Genomic DNA, 21,575 nt, shown 5'->3' on the forward strand with positions numbered 1-21,575 from the left:
CGTGTGCCGCCGCCTCAGAACATCGCCAGCTTCAGGCTGAGCTTGTAGGCGCGGCCGTACTGTTCGTACTGGGTGTTGAAGGCCTTGCTGCCCTGGTACACGTAGTAGCGCTCGTTGCTCAGGTTCAGCGCCTCGAACTGGAGCTGCAGCTGCGGGGTCAGCTGCACGCGCATCGACGCGTCGATCTGGTTCTGCGTGTCGACCTTGCGGTCCTGGCGGGCGTCCAGCACGTCGCCGACTTCGAGCAGGTAGGGCGACTTGTGGTTCAGCGCGATCCGCGCGCCGAAGGCCGGCGACTCCCACCCCAGGCTCAGGTTGACGCTGCGGTCGGACTGACTCGGCAGCGCGATGCGGCGGCTGACGAACTGGCCGGCGTCGTAGCCGCCGATGGTCGCGCGCGACTTCACGAAGCTGCCGTTCGCGCCGATCACCAGGCCGTTCCACGGGGCGGGCAGGGTGCTCAGCGCCTGGCTCCAGGAGAGCTCCACGCCGCGCACGGTCGCGTCGCCGCCGTTGGCGAAGGCCTCGACATGGCTGAAGTCCTCCCAGCCCGGCGTGCCCGCCAGGTCGGTCTGGAACGCAAAGTCGCGGATCTTCTTGTGGAAGACGTAGGCCGACATCGCGCCGTCGCGGCCCAGGCGCTGCTCCAGGCCCAGGTCCAGGTTGCGTGCCCGCAGCGGCTTGAGCAGCGGGTTGCCGATGGTGGCCTCGTCGCCGTCGACGGTCACGCCGGGGCTCAACTGCCCGAAGGCCGGCCGCACCACCGAATGCGTCAGCGCCGCGCGCAGCACCAGGCCCTCGTTCAGCTTCTGGCGCAGCAGCACCGCCGGCAGCCAATGGCGCGAGCGCGTCTCCTCATGCACCGGGCTCAGCACGCCGTCCTTCCAGGCGGTGCCGTCGGCGGTGAAGCGCACGCGCTCGTGGCGCACGCCGACCAGCCATTGCGTGCCGCCGCTCTCCAGCGTCGCCTGCAGGTAGCCGGCGTCGGTGCGTTCCTTCATGCCGTAGTCGTTGACCGTCGAATCGACTTCGTCGCGGAACGCGTTCAGGTCGTAGCCGCCGTACAGGCCGCGCAGCTTGCCGACATCGATGCCGGGGCCGAACGAGGTCCACGGATAATCGACCGGGCCGCCGCCGACATAGCCGCCCAGGCCCAGCTGCGACGAGGGCACGTTGTACGGCGCCTTCTTCAGCAGCTTGGCGCTGGGCGCGTAGGTCTCCTGCTCGTTGTCCTTGTCGCGACGGGTCGCCTTCAGGCCGGTCTTGAGGTCGAGGTCCCAGCCGCCGAGGTCGAACTCGCGCTGCACGTCCGCCTTCAAGTGGCGCACGCGGTCGGTGGCGTTGCTCTTCTCGATCTTGGCCTTGTTGAAGGCATACCGCGACGGATCGTTCAGGCCCGCGACGGCCGTGGGCATCGGCTTGACCGTGTCCGTGTAGCCCAGGCCGGAGAAGTCCGCCGTGAACGAGGAGGAGGCCAGCGTGTCGGGCTTGTTCTCGCTGGCGCGACCGGCGCCGGCCTCGGCCCAGAACTTCCAGTCGCCGCGCGACAGCTCGGTGCCGAGCACCACGGCGCTGGACTTGTTGATCTCCTTGCGCGCCTTCAGGCCGCGGCTGACGGTGCCTTCGCCGGTCTCGCCGGGGGCCTGCGGCTCCTCGAACTCGACGGCGACCGACTGTCGGCTTTCCTGGTCGGTGAACCTGCTGGTGAAGCTGCGCAGGTAGAAGAGCGACGCGTCGTCCGGCTTGAAGTCGAGGTTCAGCGCGGCGCCGACGCGCTCGCGGGTGATGGTGTAGCGGCGCAGCTCGAAGCTGTTGAGCTTCTCGCCGTCCCAATCCCCGCCGGTCTCGACGTTGTCGCTGGCGAAGCGGCGCTGGTCGCCGGACAGCGCCATCGCCACGCCCAGCGTGCCGCCGGCAAAGCGGTCGGCGAAGGCCACCGAGCCGCGCGGCTTGGTCTTGGACGCATTGGCGTCGTAGTTGCCGCCGAGCTCCATCGTGAAGAGCCGTCCCGGCTGGTCGAAGGCGCTCAGCGTGCGCACGGTCACCGTGCCGCCGAGGGAGTTGGCGTCCTGGTCCGGCGTCAGCGTCTTCTGCACCTCGAGTGACCGGATCAGGCCGGCCGGCACCAGGTCCAGGCCGGGCGCGCGGCGGTCGGACTCCGAGGCCGGCGTCAGCGCGCCGTTGATGTTGACGGCGTTGTAGTCCGGGCCCAGGCCGCGGACGCGGATGAAGCGGCCTTCGCCCTGGTCGCGCTCGACCGAGACGCCCGGCATGCGGGCCAGCGCCTCGGCGGCGTTGTTGTCGGGCAGCTGGCCGATGCCGTCGGCGTGCACGACGTTGACGATGCCCGAGGCGGCGGTCTGCTTGTCGAGCGCGGAGCGCAGCGACGCGGCCTGGCCGACGGTGACGACGGTCTCGAGCTGCTTCGCCCCGGGCGTCGAGTCCTTGGCGTTCTTCTTCGCGTCGGCCTTCGCGTCGGACGTCGCCTCGGCCTTCGATGCGGTCCTGGCGTCGTTCTTCGGATCCAGCGTCTGCTGGGCCAGGGCCGGCGCGGCGGCGAAGAGGCTGGACAGGCAGAGGGCGAGCAGGGTAGGGCGGGGAGGCGTGCGCATGGTCGGGGGTCGGTGAGTCACGGATGGCGACGCACGTTAGGAACCGCGGATGGCGGGTCCGTGACAGCGCGCGATTCTCGTGTCGTGCCGGCCCGGACGGCTCCGTCGCGGGGGCGCGGTGAGCCGATCCGACCCCCTGGTGGCGCGCAGGCGACGTCAGAGCCGCCGGATCATGGCCCTCAGCCTGTCGATGATCTCGTCGGATTGCTCGTCGATGAACTCGGACGCCCGCTGGTACCAGCGGCGCTTCCTGGGTGCTTCGGGCTGCCGGTCGTCGGTCGCTGGGACCGGTCGCATCGCGACCTCGGGAATCGGTGCCGTCGCATTGCCGTCGCCGGGGGCGGGCGTGGACGTGGTCCTTTCGGGAGGACGACCCTCTGCCGACGGCTTGATCTCCGTCGTCCCCGCCGGCACCTTGCGAGACAAGAGGCGGAGATTGCAGGTCTTCGCCGGCTCGTTGCCGGGGACCCGCACGTTGCCCATTGCCCCGAAGGTCCTGCCCGGTTGCACGGGGACCGGGGCGTCGATCATGCAGTGCGAGCGGTCCACCCGCCAGAAGCGGTTCTGGACGAAGGACAGGTCGTCGATCGTGGTGCTGGCCTTGTCGTCGCCGGTGACAGGCTGGGTGACGCTCACGGCAGTGCCGACCAGGTCATTCGTCTTGACGATGGTTCGCTTGGTCGGACGTTTCCCCTCGGCGTCTGGCACCAGCTGCAGCGGGACGCCCTCAAGCGTGTTCCCGGTGATGTGCGTGTCCTGCGGCGCCTCGATCAGGAGCGGCAGCCCGGTGGTGGCTGCGTCGCCCTCGACGGCGAAACGGTTGTCCATCAGGGACAGGTCCTGAACGTTCCTCAGCTGGGCCACCTGGCCCGCGGGGCCGACCTCGCCGCCGCGCGAACCGTTCACCGAGACGTCATTCCTGGTGATCTGCCCCCCGCGGGTGCCGTCGACATGAAGGGCAACGGTGAAGTAACCCTGAGGCTGCCCTGCGTCGGGCACCATCCCGTCAATGGCGGCCAGCCGCGTCATCCGCTTGGCGAGCTTCAGCGTGCGGGCGTCGACGACGGCCAGACGCTTCATCCCTGCGATCGAGCTCGCGTCGCCGCTGCCGAGCAGATTGCCCGAAATGAGCGCTCCGCGACCGCCGTAGTCGGCGATGCCGCGGCCTGCATGGTCCGGCTCACGCCACAGCACGTTGCCCACGATCCTGTCCGCCCCGTGGGTCCAGATCTGCGGTTGTTCGGACGCAGTATTGCGAAAACCGTTGTAGCGGGCCACGCTGGTGCCGGCGTGCGTGAAGTTGATGGCGATGTTGTCCAGGACCAGGCCCTCGACCAGGATGTTGTTGGCACTGTGAAAGGTCTGATCGATGGAAGACGTCTTCCCGGCCGGATTGACGAAGTGCGTGACCCCGGACCGGCTGCCCACCAGCACGTTGCCGCTGCGCAGCCAGAGGTGCCCCGACACGAGGTAGCGGCCCGTCGGGAAGTACAGGCCGGTGTCTTTGTCGGCCAGGCGTTCCAGCGCGGCACGGATGTTGTCGCCCTGGTCAGCCCCCGAATCGGCCATCACGCCTTCGTTGAGCGCGCACACCACCTGGTAGGGCGCTTCGAGGATGGGCATCGGCTCGTTGCCGCACATCACCATCGGCGGTGGGAGCGTCGTGACGACCGTGACGGATCGGGGAGGCAAGGCGGTCGACAGGGCGGAAACGGTCAATGGCGCCAGCAGCGCGGCGGCGATCGGGGTGAGGGACAGGACGCGGTTCGGCAAGGGGCTCTCCGGTTGACGTGGCGGGGCCACGGAGGCCGGTGAGTGGCGTTGGCCGGGCGTTCGTGAGCCGAAACGACCCCGTCCCCGCCGTGTGACAACGGCTGTCACACACGCCGCCTAGCATCGCGCGCCATGAAAGTCGTGCTGCCTCGCCCGCCGCTGGTGCTCGCTCCGGTCGCGGGCTCGCGTCATTTCGGCCATGCGCTGCTGCTGGCCATGGCGGGCATCACCTGGGCCTTCGGTTATTGGGCCGTGGCCAAGCCGATGGCGATCTGGCGCTGGATCGACCTTGTCAGCGAGACCTCGATCGTCGCGATGCTGGCGCTGTGGCTCGTCCAGCTGCGCGCGAGCCGGCCCGCGGGCCGCGTGACGACCTGGCTGTGCCTGGGCCTGTCCGGGATGCTGCTGGGCGGCTGGGCCGACCTGATGGACGAGTTCTGGAAGTTCCCGCGCGAGTTCACGCTGCTGATGGGGATGGAGTCGACCTTCCACGTCATCGGCATGACGGGCCTGACCTTCGGCCTGCACCTGTGGCGGCAGGAGCAGCTCGCGCTGAATGCGCTGCGCGCCGGGCGCGAGCGGGGCTATCGCGAACACACGCAGATCGACGGCCTGACGCAACTCGGCGACGGCGCCTACCTGCTGGATCAGATCCGCCGCCAGCAAGACCTGGCACGAGCGTCGAACGCGACGTCGGCGGGCACGACAGCGGGCACGGCGGCGGTGGGCACCACGCTGGTCATGCTGGGCTGGTTGGACTTGCCCGCGCTCGCGCGCCAGCACGGGCTGGCCGAAGCCGACCGGCTGCTGCAGGCCACCGGCCCGCTGTTGCTGCTGCAGTTGCGCGGCGACGACCTGCTGTGCCGCTATGCGGCCGACCGCTTCGTGGCCGTGTTGCCGGACGCCGATTCGGCGCTGCCGGGCGATCTGCTGGCGGCCTTGTCCTCCCATGTGCACCCGTGCGCCGACGGACGCACGCGGGCGCGGCTGAGCGCCCGCATGGCCAGCGCCGCGCTGGATCCGCAGGAAGACGCGGAGACGCAGCTGCTGCGCCTGCTGGAGCGGCTGCGGTGAGGCTCGTCGCGGACGAAGCCGACGCCGCTGCCAGCGCTGCGGTGGGCGCGGTCGCAGCGACCGGCGCAACCGGCGCGACCGCTGCGTCCGACGATGCGCTGGCCGCGTTGCGCCAGGCCTTGCCGACGCGCGCCGTGCCGCATCACGGCGCGGACCGCGCCTTCATCCCGTGGGCCTACCAGGGCGCGCTGCTGGCCGAGTTCGCCCGGAGCCGCGCGTTCGAACCGCAGGAATGGCTGGGCCGTTGCGGGGTGGTGCCGGGGCAGGTGTTGTCGCCTCGGCAACTGCTGTCGATGCTGGCCGCGCTGCAGCCGCTGGCGCGCGACGTCGGGTTCGTCGTCGGCCAGCTGAGCCTGCCGGGGCATTACGGCCTCGCCAGCCAGGCGATGCAGCAGGCCGGCGACCTGCGCCAGGCGCTGCGCGTGCTGTGCGACTGGCCGGCACGTCTGTCGCCGCTGCTCACGCCTCGGCTGGTCGAGACCTCGGACGAACTGCTGCTCGTCTGGACCGAATCCTGCGGCGCGCCGGCCAGCCTGCAGCCCTTGCTCGTGGACATGCAGATGAGCGCCGTCGTCGCGATGGCGCAATGGCTGGGCGGCGGGCAGGCGCTGCCCTGGTCCTTCAGCTTCAACCGCACGCGCCCGCGGGAGCTGTCGCAGCACGCGGCCTACCTCGGCAGCGATCTCCGCTTCGGTTGCCAGGTGGATGCAATGCGCCTGCCGCTGGCGGCGGCGACCGCGCCCTGGCCCGCGGCAGTCCCCGGCCGCCCGGCCATGGCCGCAGGCGCGCTGGCGCAGGGCGCGGATCCGGAAGCCGCCTCGCGCGGCCAGCTCGCGGCGCTCTACGACCACCTGCTGGCCGAGGTCGGCGGCGATCCGTCGCTGGAACGCAGCGCGCGGCGTTTCGGCGTCAGCCCGGCGACGCTGAAGCGCCAGCTGGCCCAGCTCGGCACCCACCACCAGGCGCAGCTGGACCAGGTCCGCGCGCATGCGGCGCTCTACCTCATGCTGATGCGCGGCCAGCGCGGCGAGGCGGTGGCGCGCTCGCTGGGCTTCACCGACAAGAGCAACTTCCGGCGTTCATTCAAGCGCTGGACGGGGATGACGCCGGGATTGCTCTGAGCGGCGCGGTCCACGGACTTCCGAAGCCGCGAAGGCTGGCGCCGACGCGCGGCGCGAGGCCCGCATAGACTCGGCCTCATGCCCACGGCGTTCGAACATCCCGAGGACCAGGCCCAGTACCGTCGCCCCGCGCATCGCGCGGGCGTCGAGCTGTACCACGCCCACATCCTGCGCCACAGCTTCGAGCCGCACACGCACGAGGCCTACGGCCTGGGCGCGATCACGGACGGAGTCGGGCGCTTCCGCTGGCGGGGCGGCGAGCACCTTGCGCCCCGGGCGACGCTGATGCTCATGAACCCTGAGGACATCCACACCGGCGAGGCGGCCACGGCCGACGCCTGGGGATATCGGATGGTCTACCTCGACGAGGCGCTGCTGGCCGAGCTGTACGGCGGCCCGGCGTGGCGCTTCGACGTCGCGGTGGCGCACGATGCGGCGGCCGCCACGCGCGCCGCCGCGCTGATCGCCGCGCTGTGGCGCGCGCGCGAGCCGCTGGCCTTCGACAGTGCCTTGCTCGAACTGGTCCAGGGACTGAGCCGCCACGCGCATCGCGCGCCGGTCCGCCCCGACGGCGGCGCGCCGCGCTTCGCGCCGGTGATCGAGCACATGCGGGCCCACCTCGACGAGTCGATGGACACCGGGCGCCTGGCCGCCGTCGCCGGCCTGAGCCCGTTCCACTTCCTGCGCAGCTTCAAGGCGCAGCACCATGCGACGCCGCAGCAGGCGCTGATGGCACTGCGGCTCAATGAGGCCAAGCGGCAACTCGCCGCCGGCCACGCGCCCGCGCAGGTCGCGGCCGCCGTCGGACTCACCGACCAGGCGCACCTGACGCGCGGTTTCGCGCGTCGCTACGGCGTGACGCCGGCGCGCTACCAGCAGCAACTGGGTACAAGACGCCGCCCCTGACGCCCGGCGACACTGCGCCGCATGCTGTCCGGATTCCTGTTCGCGCTCGCCGCCGGCCTGATGTGGGGCCTGGTGTTCGTCACCCCGCTGTTGCTGCCCGACTACCCCGCCGCCATGCTGATGGCCGGCCGCTACCTCGCGTTCGGCCTGCTGGCCGTGCCGCTGGCGTCGATCGACTGGCGGGAGCTGAAGCGCCTCACCCGCGCGGACTGGGTCGACGCGGTGAAGCTCAGCGCGATCGGCAACTTCCTCTACTACCTGACGCTGGCCGCCGCCATCCAGCGCGCCGGCGGACCGCTGCCGACGATGATCATCGGCACCTTGCCCGTGGTCATCGCGGTCTGCTCCAACCATCGCAACGCCGCGCGCGACGGCCACTACCGCTGGCGCGACCTGGCGCCGGCGCTGCTGCTGATCGCCCTGGGCATCGGCTGCGTCAACCAGGTCGAGCAGGCCGCGGTCGCGCCCCAGCAACTGGGCCGCTACCTGCAGGGCGCGGGTCTGGCGTTGATCGCGCTGGCCTGCTGGACCTGGTACCCGATCCGCAACGCCGACTGGCTGCGCGCGCACGCCGACCGCAACCCCCGGGCCTGGGCCACCGCGCAGGGGCTGGTGACGCTGCCGATGGCGGGGCTGGCCTTCGTGGTGCTCGCGATCGCCGACGGCGCCGGGCTGCCGCTGCTGCCCGCCGGCTTCGACTTCCCCGCCGGTCCCCGGCTGTGGCCCTATGTCGGACTGATGGCCGCCATCGGGCTGTTCGCGTCCTGGCTCGGCACGCTGTGCTGGAATGAGGCCAGCCAGCGCCTGCCGACCGCGTTGGTGGGCCAGTTGATCGTCTTCGAGACGCTGGCCGCGCTCGCCTACGCGCAGTGGCATCGCGCCGAGTGGCCGCCGCTGATGGGCGTGGCCGGCGTGGCGCTGCTGGTCGGCGGCGTCTCCTGGGCCCTGCGCCTCAAGCCGGTGCCGCCACCGGGGCGGGAACGGCATCTGCCCGCCTCGTCGCCATGAATTTTCTGCCTCACGACCCCGCTCGCCGCGCGCTCCTGAAGCGCGCTTCCGCCTTTTCCGCCTTCTCCGCCGTGACGGCCGTGGGCCTCCCCTTCGGTGCCGCCGCATGGCTTCCCGCGCGTGCGCAGAGCGCGCCGGATGCCGGCGTCCAGCAAGGCGTCTGGCGCGATCAGTCCCGCCTGCGCGACATTCCCTGGCGGCTGCGCCTGCCCGACGGCGACCGGCCGATGGCGCTGGTGGTGTTCTCGCACGGCCTGGGCGGCAGCCTGGACGGCGGCACCGAGTGGGGGCAGGCCTGGGCCGAGGCCGGCATCGCGACGCTGCATCTGCAGCATGCGGGGAGCGATCGCGCGATCTGGCGCGGCGGGCTGCAGGCGGTGAAGGCCGCCGCGAGCGTCGAGCAGTTGATCGAACGCGGCCACGACGTGCAGTTCGCCGTCGGGCAGATGTTGAAGCTGCAGAAGGACGGCAGCGGTCCGTGGGCGCGCGTGTTGCCGAAGGCGCTCGGCATGTCGGGCCACTCCTTCGGCGCCCAGACGACGCTGGCGGTCGCGGGACGCGACTTCCAGGTGCGCAACGCGCCGGACCTGACCGACTCGCACTTCAGGGCCTTCGCCGCGTTCAGTCCGTCGGCCGGCCACTTCCCGGGCGGCATCAAGGGCATCACGCGCCCGATGCTGTGCCTGACCGGCAGCCTCGACGGCAACCCGATCGGCCAGGAGCGCGACGGCCGCTATCGCCGCGTCGTCTACGACACGCTGCCGGCCGGCGCCAAGGCGCAGCTGTGGCTCGAGGACGCCGATCACATGAGCTTCGGCGGCGGCGGCGAGCGAGGCGCGGGTTTCGGGCAGCGGCTGCTGGGGCGGGGGCGTGAAGTAGCTCCGGAGAAGCTCGCCGCGCACCACGCGTCGCTCATCAAGTCCATCAGTACGGACTGGTGGCGCTGGCGATTGCTCGAGGACGAAGGCGCGCTGACGCGCCTGAAGTCACCGAAGGGCCTGGACGCCAAGGACGAATGGCTTCAGGGATGAGCGACTGCTAAGCCGCGAGCTCGTCGTTGGACGTGTTGGAAGGGGCCATGAGCAGCGCCTTCGCCAACGCTCCGATGCGGCGCAGCGCGCGCGGGTGCGCGTCGCCCCACTGGCCGCCGACACCCAGACGCACGCAGTTCCGGAAGCGCGGACTCGCCGAGAACATCATCCCCGGCGCGATCACGATGTGCTCGGCCAGGCAGGCCTCGTAGAGCAGGGCGGTGTCCAGCCCGTCGGGCAGTTCCACCCACAGGATGAAGCCGCCGGCCGGGTCGGACACGCGCGTGCCCTTCGGGAAGCTCTCCGCGATCATCTGGCGGGCGTGGTCGACGCGCGCGGCGATCGTCGCGCGCAGCTGCCGCAACGCGGCACCGCCGCCGGCCTGCGTCAGCAGGTCCGCCAGCGCCAGCTCCAGCACGCTGGTCTGGCCGCCAGACTGCACCGCCTTCGTCCGCCGCAACACCTGGCCCCAGCGGCCCGCTTCCACCCACCCCAGCCGCAGCCCGGGCGCGATCGTCTTCGAGAACGAGCCGCAGATCATCACGTGCCCCGTCGTGTCGAAGGACTTCACCGCGCGGCGTTTGTCCTCCTGCTCGGACAGGTCGTTGTAGAGCACGTCCTCGATCAGCGCGACGTCGTGCTGCGCCAGCATCGCCGCCAGCCGGCGGCGCTCAGGCACCGGCATGGACGCGCCCAGCGGATTCGACAGCGTCGGCACCGTCAGCACCGCCTTGACCTGCTGGGTCTCGAAGGCCAGCTGCAGCGCGTCCAGCGACATGCCGTGCCGCGGATGCGTGGGGATCTCCAGCGCGCGCAGGTGCAGGCTCTGCAGGATCTCGAGGAAGCCGTAATAGGTCGGCGATTCCAGCGCCACCACGTCGCCGGGCTTGCACACCGTGCGCAGGCACAGGCTGATCGCCTCCATGCAGCTGTTGGTGAGGACGACCTCGTCCGGGTCGAGCACGCAGCCCAGGCCGAGCGCATGCCGCGCGACCGCGCGCCGCGCCTCCTCCATGCCGGGGCCGAGCGGGTAGGTGCACAGCAGGTCGCGATGGCGCATCACCGCGCGCGCCATCGCGCGGCGGACGCGGTCCTGGTCGAACAGCTCCGGGCCCGGACAGGCCGCGCCGAAGGAGACGAAGGCGGGGTCCTGCGACAGCGCCATCACCTGCACGCCGAGCTGGTCCAGCTGCACCATCCGGGACGCCGTGTCGGGGCGCGAGACGCGCGGTTCCGGCAGCCGCGGCGGGCGTGCCGCGACGAAGTAGCCCGAGCGCGGCCGGGCCTCGATCAGCCGGGCGTCTTCCAGCCACCGGTAGGCCTGGACCGCCGTCGACAGCGAGACGCCGTGCTGTCCCGCCAGCTCCCGCACCGACGGCAGCCGCTCGCCGCGCTTCAAGGTGCCCGAGCGGATCGACCGGGCCATCCGGTCGGCGAGTTGCATGTACAGCGGTAACAGCGGCGCGTCCATGCATCGATTCTGTGTGTTCCCGCCCGGCGATGACCGATACAGATGAGCGGCAAGCCGGCCAGCACAGGCCCGGTTCGTGCGCGGGCTGTATGCCTCGTGTCGGTCGGCGGCTGTGGATGGAGCGCGACAGCCATATTTTTTAAGGTGACGGCATGCAACCGCTCCGCCTGCTCCCCTCGCCGTTCCGGCCCCGCCTCCAGCCCCAGGTCTGGCCCGCGCCGGCCTTTGTCCCTCCCGGGCCGGGTCCCGACGCCCTCGTGCTGCCGACCGACGGCCGCCCGGTCGCGCTGCGCCTGCGGCGCCCCGTGCGGCTGCGGGTCTTCGGCGGTCGGGCCTGGATCACCCGGGTCGGCTGGCCGGACGATCACTGGCTGGAACCCGGCCAGACGCTGGACCTGCCGGCGCCCCCGGGTTGGTTCGGTTGGCGGATCTTCGCCAGTGGCGAGGGCGCATCACTCGTCACCCTGAGGGCGGAGACCCTCGATTAAGTCCAAGGCCTGTCACCGGTTTTTCGCTATAAATCGGCCCTCGAAGGTTTCCCGATGACATCACGACGGTGTCAGCCAACCTACAAAGACATGGGACCGAAGTCCCACGAGGGAGTTGCGATGAATCGATCCGTGATGGGCCGGGTGGCGCGTCTGGCCGTGGCCGGCGCTGTTGGCGTGATGATGCTGAGCGCCTGCGGCGGCGGGGGCGGTGAGAGCGGGACGCCGCTCAACGGCAGCAACAGCGGCAGCAACAACGGCGGCGGCTCCGTCGGCGGCGGGGGCAACACCGGTGGGAACACCGGGGGCGAGACCACGATCCAGCCCAGCGCCAGTTACGCCCAGCAATGCGCGCCGGGCAACACGGAAGCGGCGGCCAATCTGCGCACCGCCTCGCTGTCCACGGAGAAGAGCTGGGTCCGTTCCTACCTCGACGAGGCCTACCTGTGGCGCGAGGACGTGCCGTCGATCAACGCCTCGGCGGCGGCCTACAGCGGCAGCGACGTGGAGACCGCGCTGAACGCCTACTTCGAGGACCTGCTGTCGCCGGCGTTCACGGCGAGCGGCAAGCGCAAGGACCAGTTCAGCTTCATGATGAGCACGCGCGAGTGGAACGCGCTGTCGCAGAGCGGCGTGGAGGTCGGTTACGGCATCGAATGGTCGATGAAGTCGCCGACGCCGCCGCGCGGTCTGCGCGTCGCCTTCGTGGAACCCGGCAGCGTCGCCGACCGGGCCGGCGTGCGCCGCGGCGACACGCTGGTGACCGCGGACGGCGCGGCCGCGGATGCCGCCGATGCGGCCGGCGTGAACACGCTCAACGCGGCGCTCTTCCCCGACACCGCGGGCGGCAGCCACCGCCTGGTGCTGACGTCCAACGCGGGGCTGCCGCGCGACGTCTCGCTGGTCGCCGGCAATGTCACCAAGACGCCGGTGCCGACCAGCCAGGTGCTCACCGCCGCCGACGGCGCGAAGGTGGGCTACCTGGTCTTCAACGACCACATCCTGACGGCGGAGGCGCAGCTGATCAGCGCGATGCGCAGCTTCGGCGCCAGCGGCGTGAGCGATCTGGTCGTCGACCTGCGCTACAACGGCGGCGGCTACCTGTTCATCGCCAGCGAGCTGGCCTACATGATCGCGGGCGGCACGGCGACGTCGGGCAAGACCTTCGAGCAGCTGCGCTACAACAGCAAGCGCAGCGCGGAGACCAACAGCCCGGATTCGAAGACGCCGTTCTACAGCGAGTCCTGCCTGCTGTCGGGCAACAACTGCACGTCCCAGCAGCCGCTGCCGGCGTTGAACCTCAAGCGCGTGTTCGTGCTGGCGCAGTCGGGCACCTGCTCGGCCAGCGAGGCGCTGATCAACGGCCTGCGCGGCGTCGACATCGAGGTCGTGCTGGTCGGCGGGACCACCTGCGGCAAGCCCTACGGCTTCTCCGCGAAGGACAACTGCGGCTACAGCTACTTCCCGATCGAGTTCGTCGGCACCAACAACAAGGGCTTCGGCGAGTACGCGGACGGCTTCGTCCCCGCGGGCACGGGCGCGACCGGGGTCAAGGGTTGCCAGGTCGCGGACGATTTCGACCACGCGCTGGGCGACACCAGCGAGGCGATGCTGGCCGCGGCGCTGCAGTACCGGGCCAACGGCACCTGCCCGGCGGCGCAGTCGTCGGAAACGGGCCGGGCCCGCGCGATGGGCGTGCGGGCGGCGGACGGCGATGCGATCGCGCTGAGTCTCAAGAAGCTCGCGGCGCGCAGCAACCGGATCGTCGGCGGACGGCCCTGAGCCGTCGGTCCGCGCCGTTCATGGCGCACTGAAGAAGCCGCTCCCCGGAGCGGCTTTTTTGTTGTCGCGCGCGCCGATTTGTTGCACTGGGCAACGGAACCCTGCCCGCAGCGCTTCGACAAAGTCGCCTTCTCCCACAGAGGCGGCCGATTCGTTCGGCGGACAGCAGAGATGACCAAGAGAACCTGGATCGAGCGCGCGGCCAAGCGTGCGTCGATCATCGTGATGTGCGCCGCTTGCGTCGCGGTGTTGCAAGGCTGCCATGACGGCGGCGAGGACGTGATGGCCGTGGACGGGGCCGATGGCAAGGACGGCCCGCCGGGGCCGGCTGGAAAGGATGGCCGGGACGGGACGAACGGGACGAATGGGATGACCGGGATGGCCGGGATGGACGGCTCCCCCGGACCTCGCGGTCTGCCTGGCGAGGCCGGCCTGCCCGGACCGGCGGGCAGGGATGGCAAGGATGGGCTGGATGGCGAGGACGGCATGCCCGGACCTCGCGGTCTGCCCGGCGAAGCGGGCCTGCCTGGACCGGCGGGCAAGGATGGACGGGATGGCGAGGACGGCTTGCACGGGCTTCGCGGTCTGCCCGGCGAAGCGGGCCTGCCCGGACCGGCGGGCAAGGACGGGCGGGATGGCAAGGACGGCTCGCCCGGCAATCCGGGTGAACGTGGTGAGCCGGGCTTTCCTGGTCCGGAAGGTCTTCCAGGCCGGCCCGGTTTTCCAGGCCCGCGTGGTCCGGCTGGCGCGGACGGCAAGGACGGCGTCGATGCCGGGCGGGTGCTGAATCGCGCCTTTCAGCACAGCTCGGTCTACGCCGGGCAGTGCGCCCCGGACAACGTCGAAGCGGAGAACGCCCGGGACGGAGCGCCCACCGGCAGCCTGGCGATCGAGCGGAACTGGGTGCGTTCACTCATGGACGAGGTCTACCTCTGGCGCCAGGACGTGCCGTATGTCGATGTCGATGTCGATGGACTCGACGACAACGACGTGTCGCGAGCCCTGTCGGCCTATCTGGACGCGCTGCGCTCGCCCGCGTTCAAGCCCGGCGGAAAGCGCCGGGATGAATACACCCAGGTCGTGCCCACGTCCGCGTTCAATGCCTTCATGAGCGGCGAGAAAGTGCCCGGTTTCGGCATCGAATGGTCGGTGGGATCGCACACGCCGCCCAGGAACATCCGGGTCGCTTTCGTTCAGCCCGGCAGCCGGGCGGAGCGGCAAGGCGTCAAGCGGGGCGATACGCTGGTCGCTGCCGCCGGCGTCGAGGCCGACGACGACGACGAGGAACGCGCGGCCCTCCTCGCGGCGTTGATGTTTCCGCGCGACATGGAAACGGAGCACCGCTTCATCTTGAGGTCGGAGGGCGACGCTTCGACGAGGACCGTGATCTTGACCAGCGGCCTCGCCAGGCAGCCCGTGCCGTTGGCGAAGCTCATCAAGATGGGAGAGGACGATGTCGGATATCTGCTGTTCCAGGAACATGGCGCGCACGCGACCGCCGAGCTGGTCAGCGCGATCAATGACTTCAGCGAGGCGCGGATCGACCACCTCGTGATCGACCTGCGCTTCAACCAGGGCGGCGACTTGTCCGTCGCCAGTCAACTGGCCTACATGGTCGCTGGCAAACGCAGCATGGGACAAGCCTTCTCGCGCCTCCAGGGCGGGCAACTGAGCGGCACGGAGCTGCCGTTCCATGGCTGCGCCGACCTGAGCGGGCGCTGTCTGACGCCTGACCTGCCCACGCTCGATGCCGGCCATCTTCGGCGCGTGTACGTCCTGACCCAGGCCGGCACATGCGCGGCCAGCGAGGCCTTGATCAACGGCCTGCGGGGCGTCGGCGTGGATGTCGTGCTGATCGGCAGCACCACCTGCGGTCGCCCCTATGCCGCCAGCCCGAGGGCCAACTGCGGCCACACCTACCTGCCGCTGGACCATGTCGTGAGCAACGCCCAGGGATTCTCAGGTTACGGCGAGGGCTTCGTGCCGGGCGGATCGGGCGCCAATGGGGTTCAGGGCTGCTTCGTGGTGGACGATCTCGCCCATGAGCTCAGCGATCCCAATGAGGCGCTGCTGAAAGCGGCTTTGATCCATGCCGCCACCGGCCAGTGCCGGGTGACGAGGCCATTGGAAGACCGGCCGGCAGACGCGGCGCCGCGGGCGCCCTGGCGCGATCTGCTGCGCGGTGGCGCGATCGTCACGACGCCGCCGCACTGAGGGCGGCGGCGGCGGTCTGGCGGCGGTTTGGCGGTGGTCAGTCGGCATGATGCCGACCTGACCGTCGCGCCGGATCAAAGCTTGGGAATCCTGATCCGGCTGATCATCAGCGAGCCCGAGATCGCGAACAGCAGCACCAGCGGGTGCAGCGTGAAGCCGCCGAGCTTGACGCCGCCGAACCACAGCGCCTCGCCGATCGCGCCTTGCCAGGCGGCGATCCACAGCACGATCACGATCAGCAGCGAGGTCGGGATCGGCGTGCCTTCGAAGTAGGCGACCTTGTCGTTGCCGCCGGACAGCGTCTCGGCGGTGATGTTGTAGCGGGCCAGACGCGACACGCCGCAGGCGACGAAGAAGCCCAGCACGATGCGGTCCCACAGCCCCTGCATGCCGCAGCCGTAGGCGATCACCGCCGGCGCGACGCCGAAGGAGATCACGTCGGCCAGCGAGTCGAGCTCACGCCCCATCGCGGAGCTCTTCTGGCGCCAGCGCGCGATGCGGCCGTCGAGCACGTCGAAGACCAGCGCCGCCGGGATCAGCGCGCACGCGTAGTACAGGTGCTGCACCGCGCCGGTCTGCAGGAAGGTCATCACCGAGAACAGCGCGCCGACGCCGCAGAAGGCGTTGCCCAGGGTGAACCAGTCCGCCAGGTGGAACTCGCGGATCATGGAGAAAGGCTTGGGTCGGTTCATGGGAAGCGAGCATAAGCGAAGGCCTTGGCCCACGTGGCAAAGGCCGCGCCCGGGCAGGCCCTCCCCTCGGCCCACGCTCGCGAGGTGAGAGGGGAAGAAGAGGGCGGGGGAGGGCTCTCAGCCGTCGCCCCGGGTCGCGCCGGGCGCGTCGACCGGGGGCGCCTCGGGCACCGCCGTCATCCGGCCCCAGGCCTTGCGCCCCAGGTGCAGCGCGAGCAACCCGACCGGCATCCGCAGCCAGTGCGACCGCACGTACAGCGCGACCTCGGCCAGCGCGTGGCCGGGCAGGCGGCAGCTGTCGTGGGCCGGCCGCAGCGCGCGGCGATAGCAGGCGTCCAGCAGTCGCAGCGCCACCGGACCCGGCGGCGGGCTGAGTGCCGACGGCAATGTGTCCGGATAGGGTGTGTCCAGCAGCATCCGCGTGTAGCGCAGCGCGAGCCACAGCGGGCGGGAGAGGCCGATCCGCCGCGCGCGCTCGGCCAGCCGCGGCCAGAAGCCCTCGATCGCGCCGAACTCGCGCAACAGCGCGTCGAGGTCGAACAGGTCGCGCAGGCCGTTGGGCAACTCGCCCTCGTGGAACAGGTGGGCGGCGCTGTGCAGCAGCATGTCCTCGGGCGGCAACGTGAAGACGCCAGGCAGACCGTCCAGGGGCCGCGGGGCGTCGAACAGCGCGCGGCTGTCCAGCGGCGTGCGCGCCGTCGGCGGCAGCAGCGTGTGGTGCACGTCCAGCGAGGTGCCCCGGCGCTTGTGATGCAGCGGCGGCAGCTCGTGCATCCAGGTGCGGTAGTAGCGCTGGTCGTAGGCGTCCAGGCCGTCGTCGAAGTCCCAGCCGTGCACCAGCAGCGTCGTCTCGCAGCGCGGCAGCTGTTCGGGCGGGATCAGCAGGTCGATGTCGCTGAACATCCGCCCCGGCGCCGGGGCGTGTCCACCGAGCGCATACGCGGCGCCCTTGAGCAGGATCAGCGGCCCGGGCAGCTCGGCCAGTGTCTGGCGCAGCAGGTCGACCTCGCGCCGCAGCATCTGCGCCTGCCGCCGCGACAGCAGCAGCGCCGAGCGCAGATGCGGCTGCACCGGCTCGGGCAGTGTGGCCAGCCAGCCGCCGGCTTCCATCTGCGCGGCCAGCTTGCCGGCGAGGTTGGACCGCCGCGCCTGGCGCAGCAGCAGGTCCCAGTCGGTCAGGCTCAATCCGGCCGCGATCGCGGGCTGCAGCAGCACGCGGACCAGCAGTGGACGGCGGCGTTCGCCGTGACCGCGACCATGACGCGCGCTCATGGCGCCGCCTCCGCGAGCGTTTCGAAGAGCGCCACGGCCTCGTCGAGCCGGCTGTACTCGAAGCGGTAGCACGCGCAGGCGTCGACCAGCCGTCCCAGCGTCTGGAAACCGGCCTGGCCATGGACGTCGTAGTTGAAGGACTGCTCGGCGAGGTCCATGAAGGCGCGGGCGCGCTCGATGGGCAGCAGCTGCGCGGCCGCCTCGGCGCGCCAGGCGGGCAGCACGACCCAGGCGGGCCGGGCGGGCGCGAGCCGGTGCTCGATCGCGTCCTGCGGCGCGCGCACCAGCGCGACCGTGCCCTTGGACGTGTTGGGCATGGACGCGCTGAAATGCGCCTCCGGCACGAAGGATCGGATCAACGGGATCGACGCGTTCTTCAGGTTGATCGGCCGCGCCATGCCATGCACCAGGCCGGTGGCCATGTCCAGCAGGCCGAGTTCGTCCGACAGCAGCCGCCAGCCGCGATGCGCCAGCGCGGCGCACAGCGTGCTCTTGCCGGAGCCCGGCGGTGCCGGCATCAGCAGCGCGCGGCCGTCGCGCTCGAGCACCGCCGCGTGGATCAGCAGGTATTGATGGGCGTGGGCGGCGATGCACCAGTTGATGCCCCATTCGAGCATCGCCAGCGCCTGCGCGGCCGGCAGCGGCGTGAAGGAGCGCTGGCCGTCGAACCAGAACTCGGCGCGGCCCTGCAGACGGCTCAGCCAATGGGGGCTGCGCAGGACGGCGACGTGGAAGTCGACAAATTCGTTCTCGTCGACGAGATCGAAGTCGCGGTACATGGCCGCGACGTCGTCGGCGAGGTGGGGAATGTCCGAGCGCACGCGCACGGTGAAGGGCGACAGCCGCAGCGTCACGCCGCCGTCGCGCATCCGGGCCCGCAGCCCGGCGGTGCCGACGTCCTGCAGTCTCAAGCGACCGGCTCCTCCGCCGCCTCCGCCACCGCATCCGCCAGGTCCGTCGGCATCAGCAGGTGGATGTCGGCCAGGCGGCGCAGATGCAGGTCCAGCAGTTCGGACAGGGCCTCGGGGGTGGGCGGCTCGTCCCAGTCGACGTCCCGGGCCAGGCGCGCCAGGAGTTGGTCGCGGTCCAGCGGCTCGGCGGCCAGCCATTCGGCCAGCTGCGCGCCGAGCGCGGCGATCAGGTGGGTGTCCCCGCTGTCGGGGTCGAAATAGACCGCGTGCTGTTCGCCCTCCCAGGCGAGCAGCACCTCAGCGATCGGTTGCCTGCAGCGCCAGGCGGCTCCGGCCATCAGGCCACGAGCCAGTTGCTGTACAGGTAGTTCTTGAAGTCCGCCTGGGTCCAGGCCGCGCCGGTCGAGTTGGTCGGCTTGAAGAGGCCGGGGCCTTGGGAGGCCATCTGCAGCAGCATGTCCTGGCCGGTCGCCGACAGCACGCATTGACCGACGCTGTTGCCGGCGAACAAGGTGTTCAGCCGCGCGACGATCATCATCGTGCCGTAGCCCGACGGGTCGTTCTTCAGCAGGTTGTAGACGTTGGCCGTGCCGCTGACGTTCTTCAGGCCGCCCGGGAACAGCTTGGAGACGGTCAGGTTGTTGCGCGCGTAAGTCAGCGTCTTGCCGGAGTAGTACTGGGCGATGACGTAGTTCCAGGGGGCGTTGCCGCCGCGCACCTGGGACCGGCCCGAGTTGTCCTTCCAGTTGGAGATGTACCAGCACTCGGTGTTGTTGATCACCGCCGCGTCGGCACGCGCCTGCACGCTGGCGCCGCCGTTGCGCAGGATCGCCGAGCCCCAGGCCGAGGTCGTGTTGCAGTGCCACGCCATCGCGGGACGGCTGGCCAGCGTCAGGCCGACCGGCACCACGCCTGCCTGGATGAAACGGCGGCGGCGTTGCGAGACGACGGAACCCTTGACCGGGGTCGGGGTGGCCGAAGACTGCGGGGTGGTGTCGCTGCTGTTGTCCATATGCTCAGCTTTCGTGGTGCTATGCCGTCCTGATTCCTGCGGACGCTCAAGCGGATCGGCGCTCCCGTCCGACCTGCGATCGCAGTGTTCCATACAAGCCTGCCACCGGATACCCCGCCCAACCCCTTGAACGGGTGGCGTGCGGTGTCCGTCGCGCGCCAGATAAGTCAGCGCCGGCTTACGCGGAATCCCTTGCTGTCGTTGACGCTGGATCCATGTGTCCAACGGTGGATCCGACGGCATGAGGCGGATGGCCCATGCCCGTGACGGCTTCAGGCGACAACGCCCGCGCCCGCCCTTGCGCCGGGGGGTCCTCCTTCACGTCCACGTCGTCCTCCACCAGGAAGCCGCCGCTCTGGTGCGCCCACAGCTTCGCGTAGAGGCCGCCCTGGGCCAGCAGCGCCGCGTGGTCGCCCTGTTCGACGATGCGGCCCTGGTCCATCACGATCAACCGGTCCATCGCTGCGATCGTCGACAGCCGGTGCGCGATCGCCACCACCGTCTTGCCTTCCATCAGCCGGTACAGGCTGCGCTGGATCGCGGCTTCGACCTCGGAGTCCAGTGCGCTGGTCGCTTCGTCGAGCAGCAGGATCGGCGCGTCCTTGAGCATCACCCGGGCGATGGCGATCCGCTGGCGCTGGCCGCCGGACAGCTTCACGCCGCGCTCGCCGACGTGGGCGTCGTAGCCCTGCCGGCCCTTCGGGTCCGTCAGGCCGTCGATGAAGTCCACGGCCTCGGCCCGCTCGGCGGCGGCGCGCATTTCCTCTTCCGTCGCGTCGGGGCGGCCGTACATCAGGTTGTCGCGCACCGAGCGGTGCAGCAGGCTGGTGTCCTGGGTGACCATGCCGACCTGGCGTCTCAGGCTGTCCTGGGTGGCCGTGGCGATGTCCTGGCCGTCGATGAGGACGCGGCCCTTGTCCACGTCGTAGAAGCGCAGCAGCAGGTTGACCAGCGTCGACTTGCCCGCGCCCGAGCGGCCCACCACGCCGATCTTCTCGCCGGGGCGGATCGTCAGGGTCAGGTCGTGCAGCACGGTCTTGCGACCGCCGTAGCTGAAGTCGACATGCTCAAAGCGGACCTCGCCCCGGGTCACGTCCAGCGGCCTGGCGTCGTCCGCATCCTGGATCGCGATGGGGCGCGACAGCGTCGTGATGCCGTCCTGCACGGTGCCGATGTTCTCGAACAGGCTGGCCATCTCCCACATGATCCAGTGCGAGATCCCGTTCAGGCGCAGCGCCATCGCGGTGGCGGCGGCGACCGCGCCGATGCCGACCTGGCCCTGCGTCCACAGCCAGACCGTCATGCCGGCGGTCGAGGCGATCAGGCCCATCGACAGCGCATGGTTGACGATCTCGAAGCCGCTGATCAGCCGCATCTGGCGGTAGGCGGTGTTCAGGAAGTCCTGCATCGCGCCGCGGGCGAAACCGGCTTCGCGGTTGGAGTGCGAGAACAGCTTGACCGTGCTGATGTTGGTGTACGCGTCGGTGATGCGGCCGGTCATCAGGCTGCGGGCGTCGGCCTGCGCGGTGGCGGCCTTGCCCAGGCGCGGCACGAAGTAGCTCAGCGCCACCACGTAGCAGGCCAGCCAGCCCAGGAAGGGCAGCAGCAGCGTCGCGTCGAAGCTGCCGACGACGCCCAGCATCGTCACGAAGTAGATCGTGATGAAGACCAGGATGTCGGTGACGATCAACCAGCATTCGCGCACCGCCAGCGCGGTCTGCATCAGCTTGGCGGAGACGCGGCCGGCGAACTCGTCCTGGTAGAAGCTCATGCTCTGCGCGAGCAGGTGGCGGTGGAAGTTCCAGCGCAGCCGCATCGGGAAGTTGCTGGACAGGCCCTGGTACTTGCTCAGCGACTGCAGCGCGATCAGCAGCGGGCTGGCCAGCAGGATGCCGCCGAGCATCAGCAGCTTGTCCTGCTGCGTCGCCCACCACTGCGCGGGCGGGACCTGGCTGAGCCAGTCGACGACCGAGCCCAGCATCGAGAACAGCAGCGCCTCGAAGGCGCCGATGGCGGCGGTCAGGACGATGAGCACCCCCACCAGTCCGCGCATGCCGTGCGAGCCGGCCCAGACGAAGGCGAAGAACCCCTTGGGCGGCTGAGGCGCCGGGGTCTGCGGAAACGGATCGACGAGCTTTTCGAACCAGCCAAACACGGCGGTCTCCCTGTCACTTCTGCGAGACCGGTGAGCCTACAGGAGCCGTGTGG

Annotated in this window: 17 protein-coding genes; 8 read left to right on the top strand and 9 right to left on the bottom strand. The window is 70.5% G+C overall.

Features of this window, described 5'->3' with window-relative positions:
* Nucleotides 1-14 precede the first annotated feature (14 nt).
* Together AC07PR_RS23095 and AC07PR_RS23100 are read right to left on the bottom strand one after the other, a co-directional pair.
* A complete protein-coding gene (locus tag AC07PR_RS23095) occupies nt 15-2,612 on the bottom strand; it encodes a TonB-dependent receptor (protein WP_495136696.1) in 2,598 nt (865 codons plus the stop codon).
* Nucleotides 2,613-2,768: 156 nt separating this feature from the next.
* Nucleotides 2,769-4,385, bottom strand: coding sequence for a hypothetical protein (locus tag AC07PR_RS23100; protein WP_495136697.1), 1,617 nt, complete (start codon nt 4,383-4,385; stop codon nt 2,769-2,771).
* A 132-nt stretch (nt 4,386-4,517) separates the two neighbouring features.
* On the opposite strand from AC07PR_RS23100, the gene AC07PR_RS23105 reads away from it, so the two are divergent.
* The 5 genes from AC07PR_RS23105 (at nt 4,518) to AC07PR_RS23125 (ending at nt 9,525) form a co-directional block, all read left to right on the top strand.
* On the top strand, nt 4,518-5,459 hold the full coding sequence (locus tag AC07PR_RS23105; protein WP_495136698.1) for a GGDEF domain-containing protein: 942 nt from the start codon (nt 4,518-4,520) through the stop codon (nt 5,457-5,459).
* On the top strand, nt 5,456-6,580 hold the full coding sequence (locus tag AC07PR_RS23110) for an AraC family transcriptional regulator (RefSeq protein ID WP_495136699.1): 1,125 nt from the start codon (nt 5,456-5,458) through the stop codon (nt 6,578-6,580). Before AC07PR_RS23105 ends, AC07PR_RS23110 begins: the two co-directional genes overlap by 4 nt.
* A gap of 78 nt (nt 6,581-6,658) precedes the next feature.
* Nucleotides 6,659-7,486, top strand: a complete 828-nt coding sequence (locus AC07PR_RS23115) for an AraC family transcriptional regulator (protein WP_495136700.1) — start codon at nt 6,659-6,661, stop codon at nt 7,484-7,486.
* A 21-nt stretch (nt 7,487-7,507) separates the two neighbouring features.
* A complete protein-coding gene (locus AC07PR_RS23120) occupies nt 7,508-8,494 on the top strand; it encodes a DMT family transporter (protein WP_495136701.1) in 987 nt (328 codons plus the stop codon).
* The gene (locus AC07PR_RS23125; protein WP_495136702.1) at nt 8,491-9,525 is read left to right on the top strand and encodes an alpha/beta hydrolase family protein; all 1,035 of its coding nucleotides are present in this window, start codon (nt 8,491-8,493) and stop codon (nt 9,523-9,525) included. Before AC07PR_RS23120 ends, AC07PR_RS23125 begins: the two co-directional genes overlap by 4 nt.
* Before the next feature lie 7 nt (nt 9,526-9,532).
* On the opposite strand, the gene AC07PR_RS23130 is transcribed toward AC07PR_RS23125, so the two are convergent.
* A complete protein-coding gene (locus AC07PR_RS23130) occupies nt 9,533-10,996 on the bottom strand; it encodes an aminotransferase-like domain-containing protein (protein ID WP_483108504.1) in 1,464 nt (487 codons plus the stop codon).
* 152 nt (nt 10,997-11,148) lie between these two features.
* Here AC07PR_RS23130 and AC07PR_RS23135 point away from each other — a divergent pair, with 152 nt between their 5' ends.
* The 3 genes from AC07PR_RS23135 to AC07PR_RS23145 all read left to right on the top strand — a co-directional run bounded on the left by AC07PR_RS23135 (nt 11,149) and on the right by AC07PR_RS23145 (nt 15,480).
* Nucleotides 11,149-11,484 (top strand): DUF2917 domain-containing protein, encoded by a 336-nt coding sequence (locus AC07PR_RS23135; RefSeq protein WP_495136703.1) that lies wholly within the window; start codon nt 11,149-11,151, stop codon nt 11,482-11,484.
* Between the two features lie 120 nt (nt 11,485-11,604).
* Entirely contained in the window at nt 11,605-13,266 is a 1,662-nt protein-coding gene (locus AC07PR_RS23140) for a S41 family peptidase (protein WP_495136704.1), read from the top strand.
* A gap of 171 nt (nt 13,267-13,437) precedes the next feature.
* Nucleotides 13,438-15,480, top strand: a complete 2,043-nt coding sequence (locus AC07PR_RS23145) for a S41 family peptidase (RefSeq protein WP_495136705.1) — start codon at nt 13,438-13,440, stop codon at nt 15,478-15,480.
* Between the two features lie 74 nt (nt 15,481-15,554).
* On the opposite strand, the gene pssA is transcribed toward AC07PR_RS23145, so the two are convergent.
* From pssA to AC07PR_RS23175, 6 genes are all read right to left on the bottom strand, one after another.
* The gene (pssA, locus tag AC07PR_RS23150) at nt 15,555-16,172 is read right to left on the bottom strand and encodes a CDP-diacylglycerol--serine O-phosphatidyltransferase (protein ID WP_495136706.1); all 618 of its coding nucleotides are present in this window, start codon (nt 16,170-16,172) and stop codon (nt 15,555-15,557) included.
* Nucleotides 16,173-16,289: 117 nt separating this feature from the next.
* Complete coding sequence (locus tag AC07PR_RS23155) at nt 16,290-17,444, bottom strand: nucleotidyltransferase domain-containing protein (RefSeq protein WP_495136707.1); 1,155 nt, start codon at nt 17,442-17,444, stop codon at nt 16,290-16,292.
* Entirely contained in the window at nt 17,441-18,355 is a 915-nt protein-coding gene (locus AC07PR_RS23160) for an HprK-related kinase A (protein ID WP_483108510.1), read from the bottom strand. The genes AC07PR_RS23155 and AC07PR_RS23160 overlap by 4 nt, the downstream gene beginning before the upstream one ends.
* A complete protein-coding gene (locus AC07PR_RS23165; protein ID WP_377158448.1) occupies nt 18,352-18,651 on the bottom strand; it encodes an HPr-rel-A system PqqD family peptide chaperone in 300 nt (99 codons plus the stop codon). Before AC07PR_RS23165 ends, AC07PR_RS23160 begins: the two co-directional genes overlap by 4 nt.
* A 41-nt stretch (nt 18,652-18,692) precedes the next feature.
* Complete coding sequence (locus AC07PR_RS23170) at nt 18,693-19,367, bottom strand: hypothetical protein (RefSeq protein WP_377158446.1); 675 nt, start codon at nt 19,365-19,367, stop codon at nt 18,693-18,695.
* A 178-nt stretch (nt 19,368-19,545) separates the two neighbouring features.
* Nucleotides 19,546-21,522 (bottom strand): ABC transporter ATP-binding protein, encoded by a 1,977-nt coding sequence (locus AC07PR_RS23175; RefSeq protein ID WP_495136708.1) that lies wholly within the window; start codon nt 21,520-21,522, stop codon nt 19,546-19,548.
* Between the last annotated feature and the right edge of the window lie 53 nt (nt 21,523-21,575).

Source organism: Roseateles sp. GW821-FHT09H11, from assembly GCF_059415845.1.

Coding starts and splice junctions, on each gene's coding strand:
- AC07PR_RS23105 (WP_495136698.1), top strand. CDS start 4,518: ATGAAAGTCGTGCTGCCTCGCCCGCCGCTGGTGCTCGCTCCGGTCGCG.
- AC07PR_RS23130 (WP_483108504.1), bottom strand. CDS start 10,996: ATGGACGCGCCGCTGTTACCGCTGTACATGCAACTCGCCGACCGGATG.
- AC07PR_RS23170 (WP_377158446.1), bottom strand. CDS start 19,367: ATGGACAACAGCAGCGACACCACCCCGCAGTCTTCGGCCACCCCGACC.
- AC07PR_RS23125 (WP_495136702.1), top strand. CDS start 8,491: ATGAATTTTCTGCCTCACGACCCCGCTCGCCGCGCGCTCCTGAAGCGC.
- AC07PR_RS23135 (WP_495136703.1), top strand. CDS start 11,149: ATGCAACCGCTCCGCCTGCTCCCCTCGCCGTTCCGGCCCCGCCTCCAG.
- pssA (WP_495136706.1), bottom strand. CDS start 16,172: ATGAACCGACCCAAGCCTTTCTCCATGATCCGCGAGTTCCACCTGGCG.
- AC07PR_RS23155 (WP_495136707.1), bottom strand. CDS start 17,444: ATGAGCGCGCGTCATGGTCGCGGTCACGGCGAACGCCGCCGTCCACTG.
- AC07PR_RS23140 (WP_495136704.1), top strand. CDS start 11,605: ATGAATCGATCCGTGATGGGCCGGGTGGCGCGTCTGGCCGTGGCCGGC.
- AC07PR_RS23095 (WP_495136696.1), bottom strand. CDS start 2,612: ATGCGCACGCCTCCCCGCCCTACCCTGCTCGCCCTCTGCCTGTCCAGC.
- AC07PR_RS23145 (WP_495136705.1), top strand. CDS start 13,438: ATGACCAAGAGAACCTGGATCGAGCGCGCGGCCAAGCGTGCGTCGATC.
- AC07PR_RS23115 (WP_495136700.1), top strand. CDS start 6,659: ATGCCCACGGCGTTCGAACATCCCGAGGACCAGGCCCAGTACCGTCGC.
- AC07PR_RS23120 (WP_495136701.1), top strand. CDS start 7,508: ATGCTGTCCGGATTCCTGTTCGCGCTCGCCGCCGGCCTGATGTGGGGC.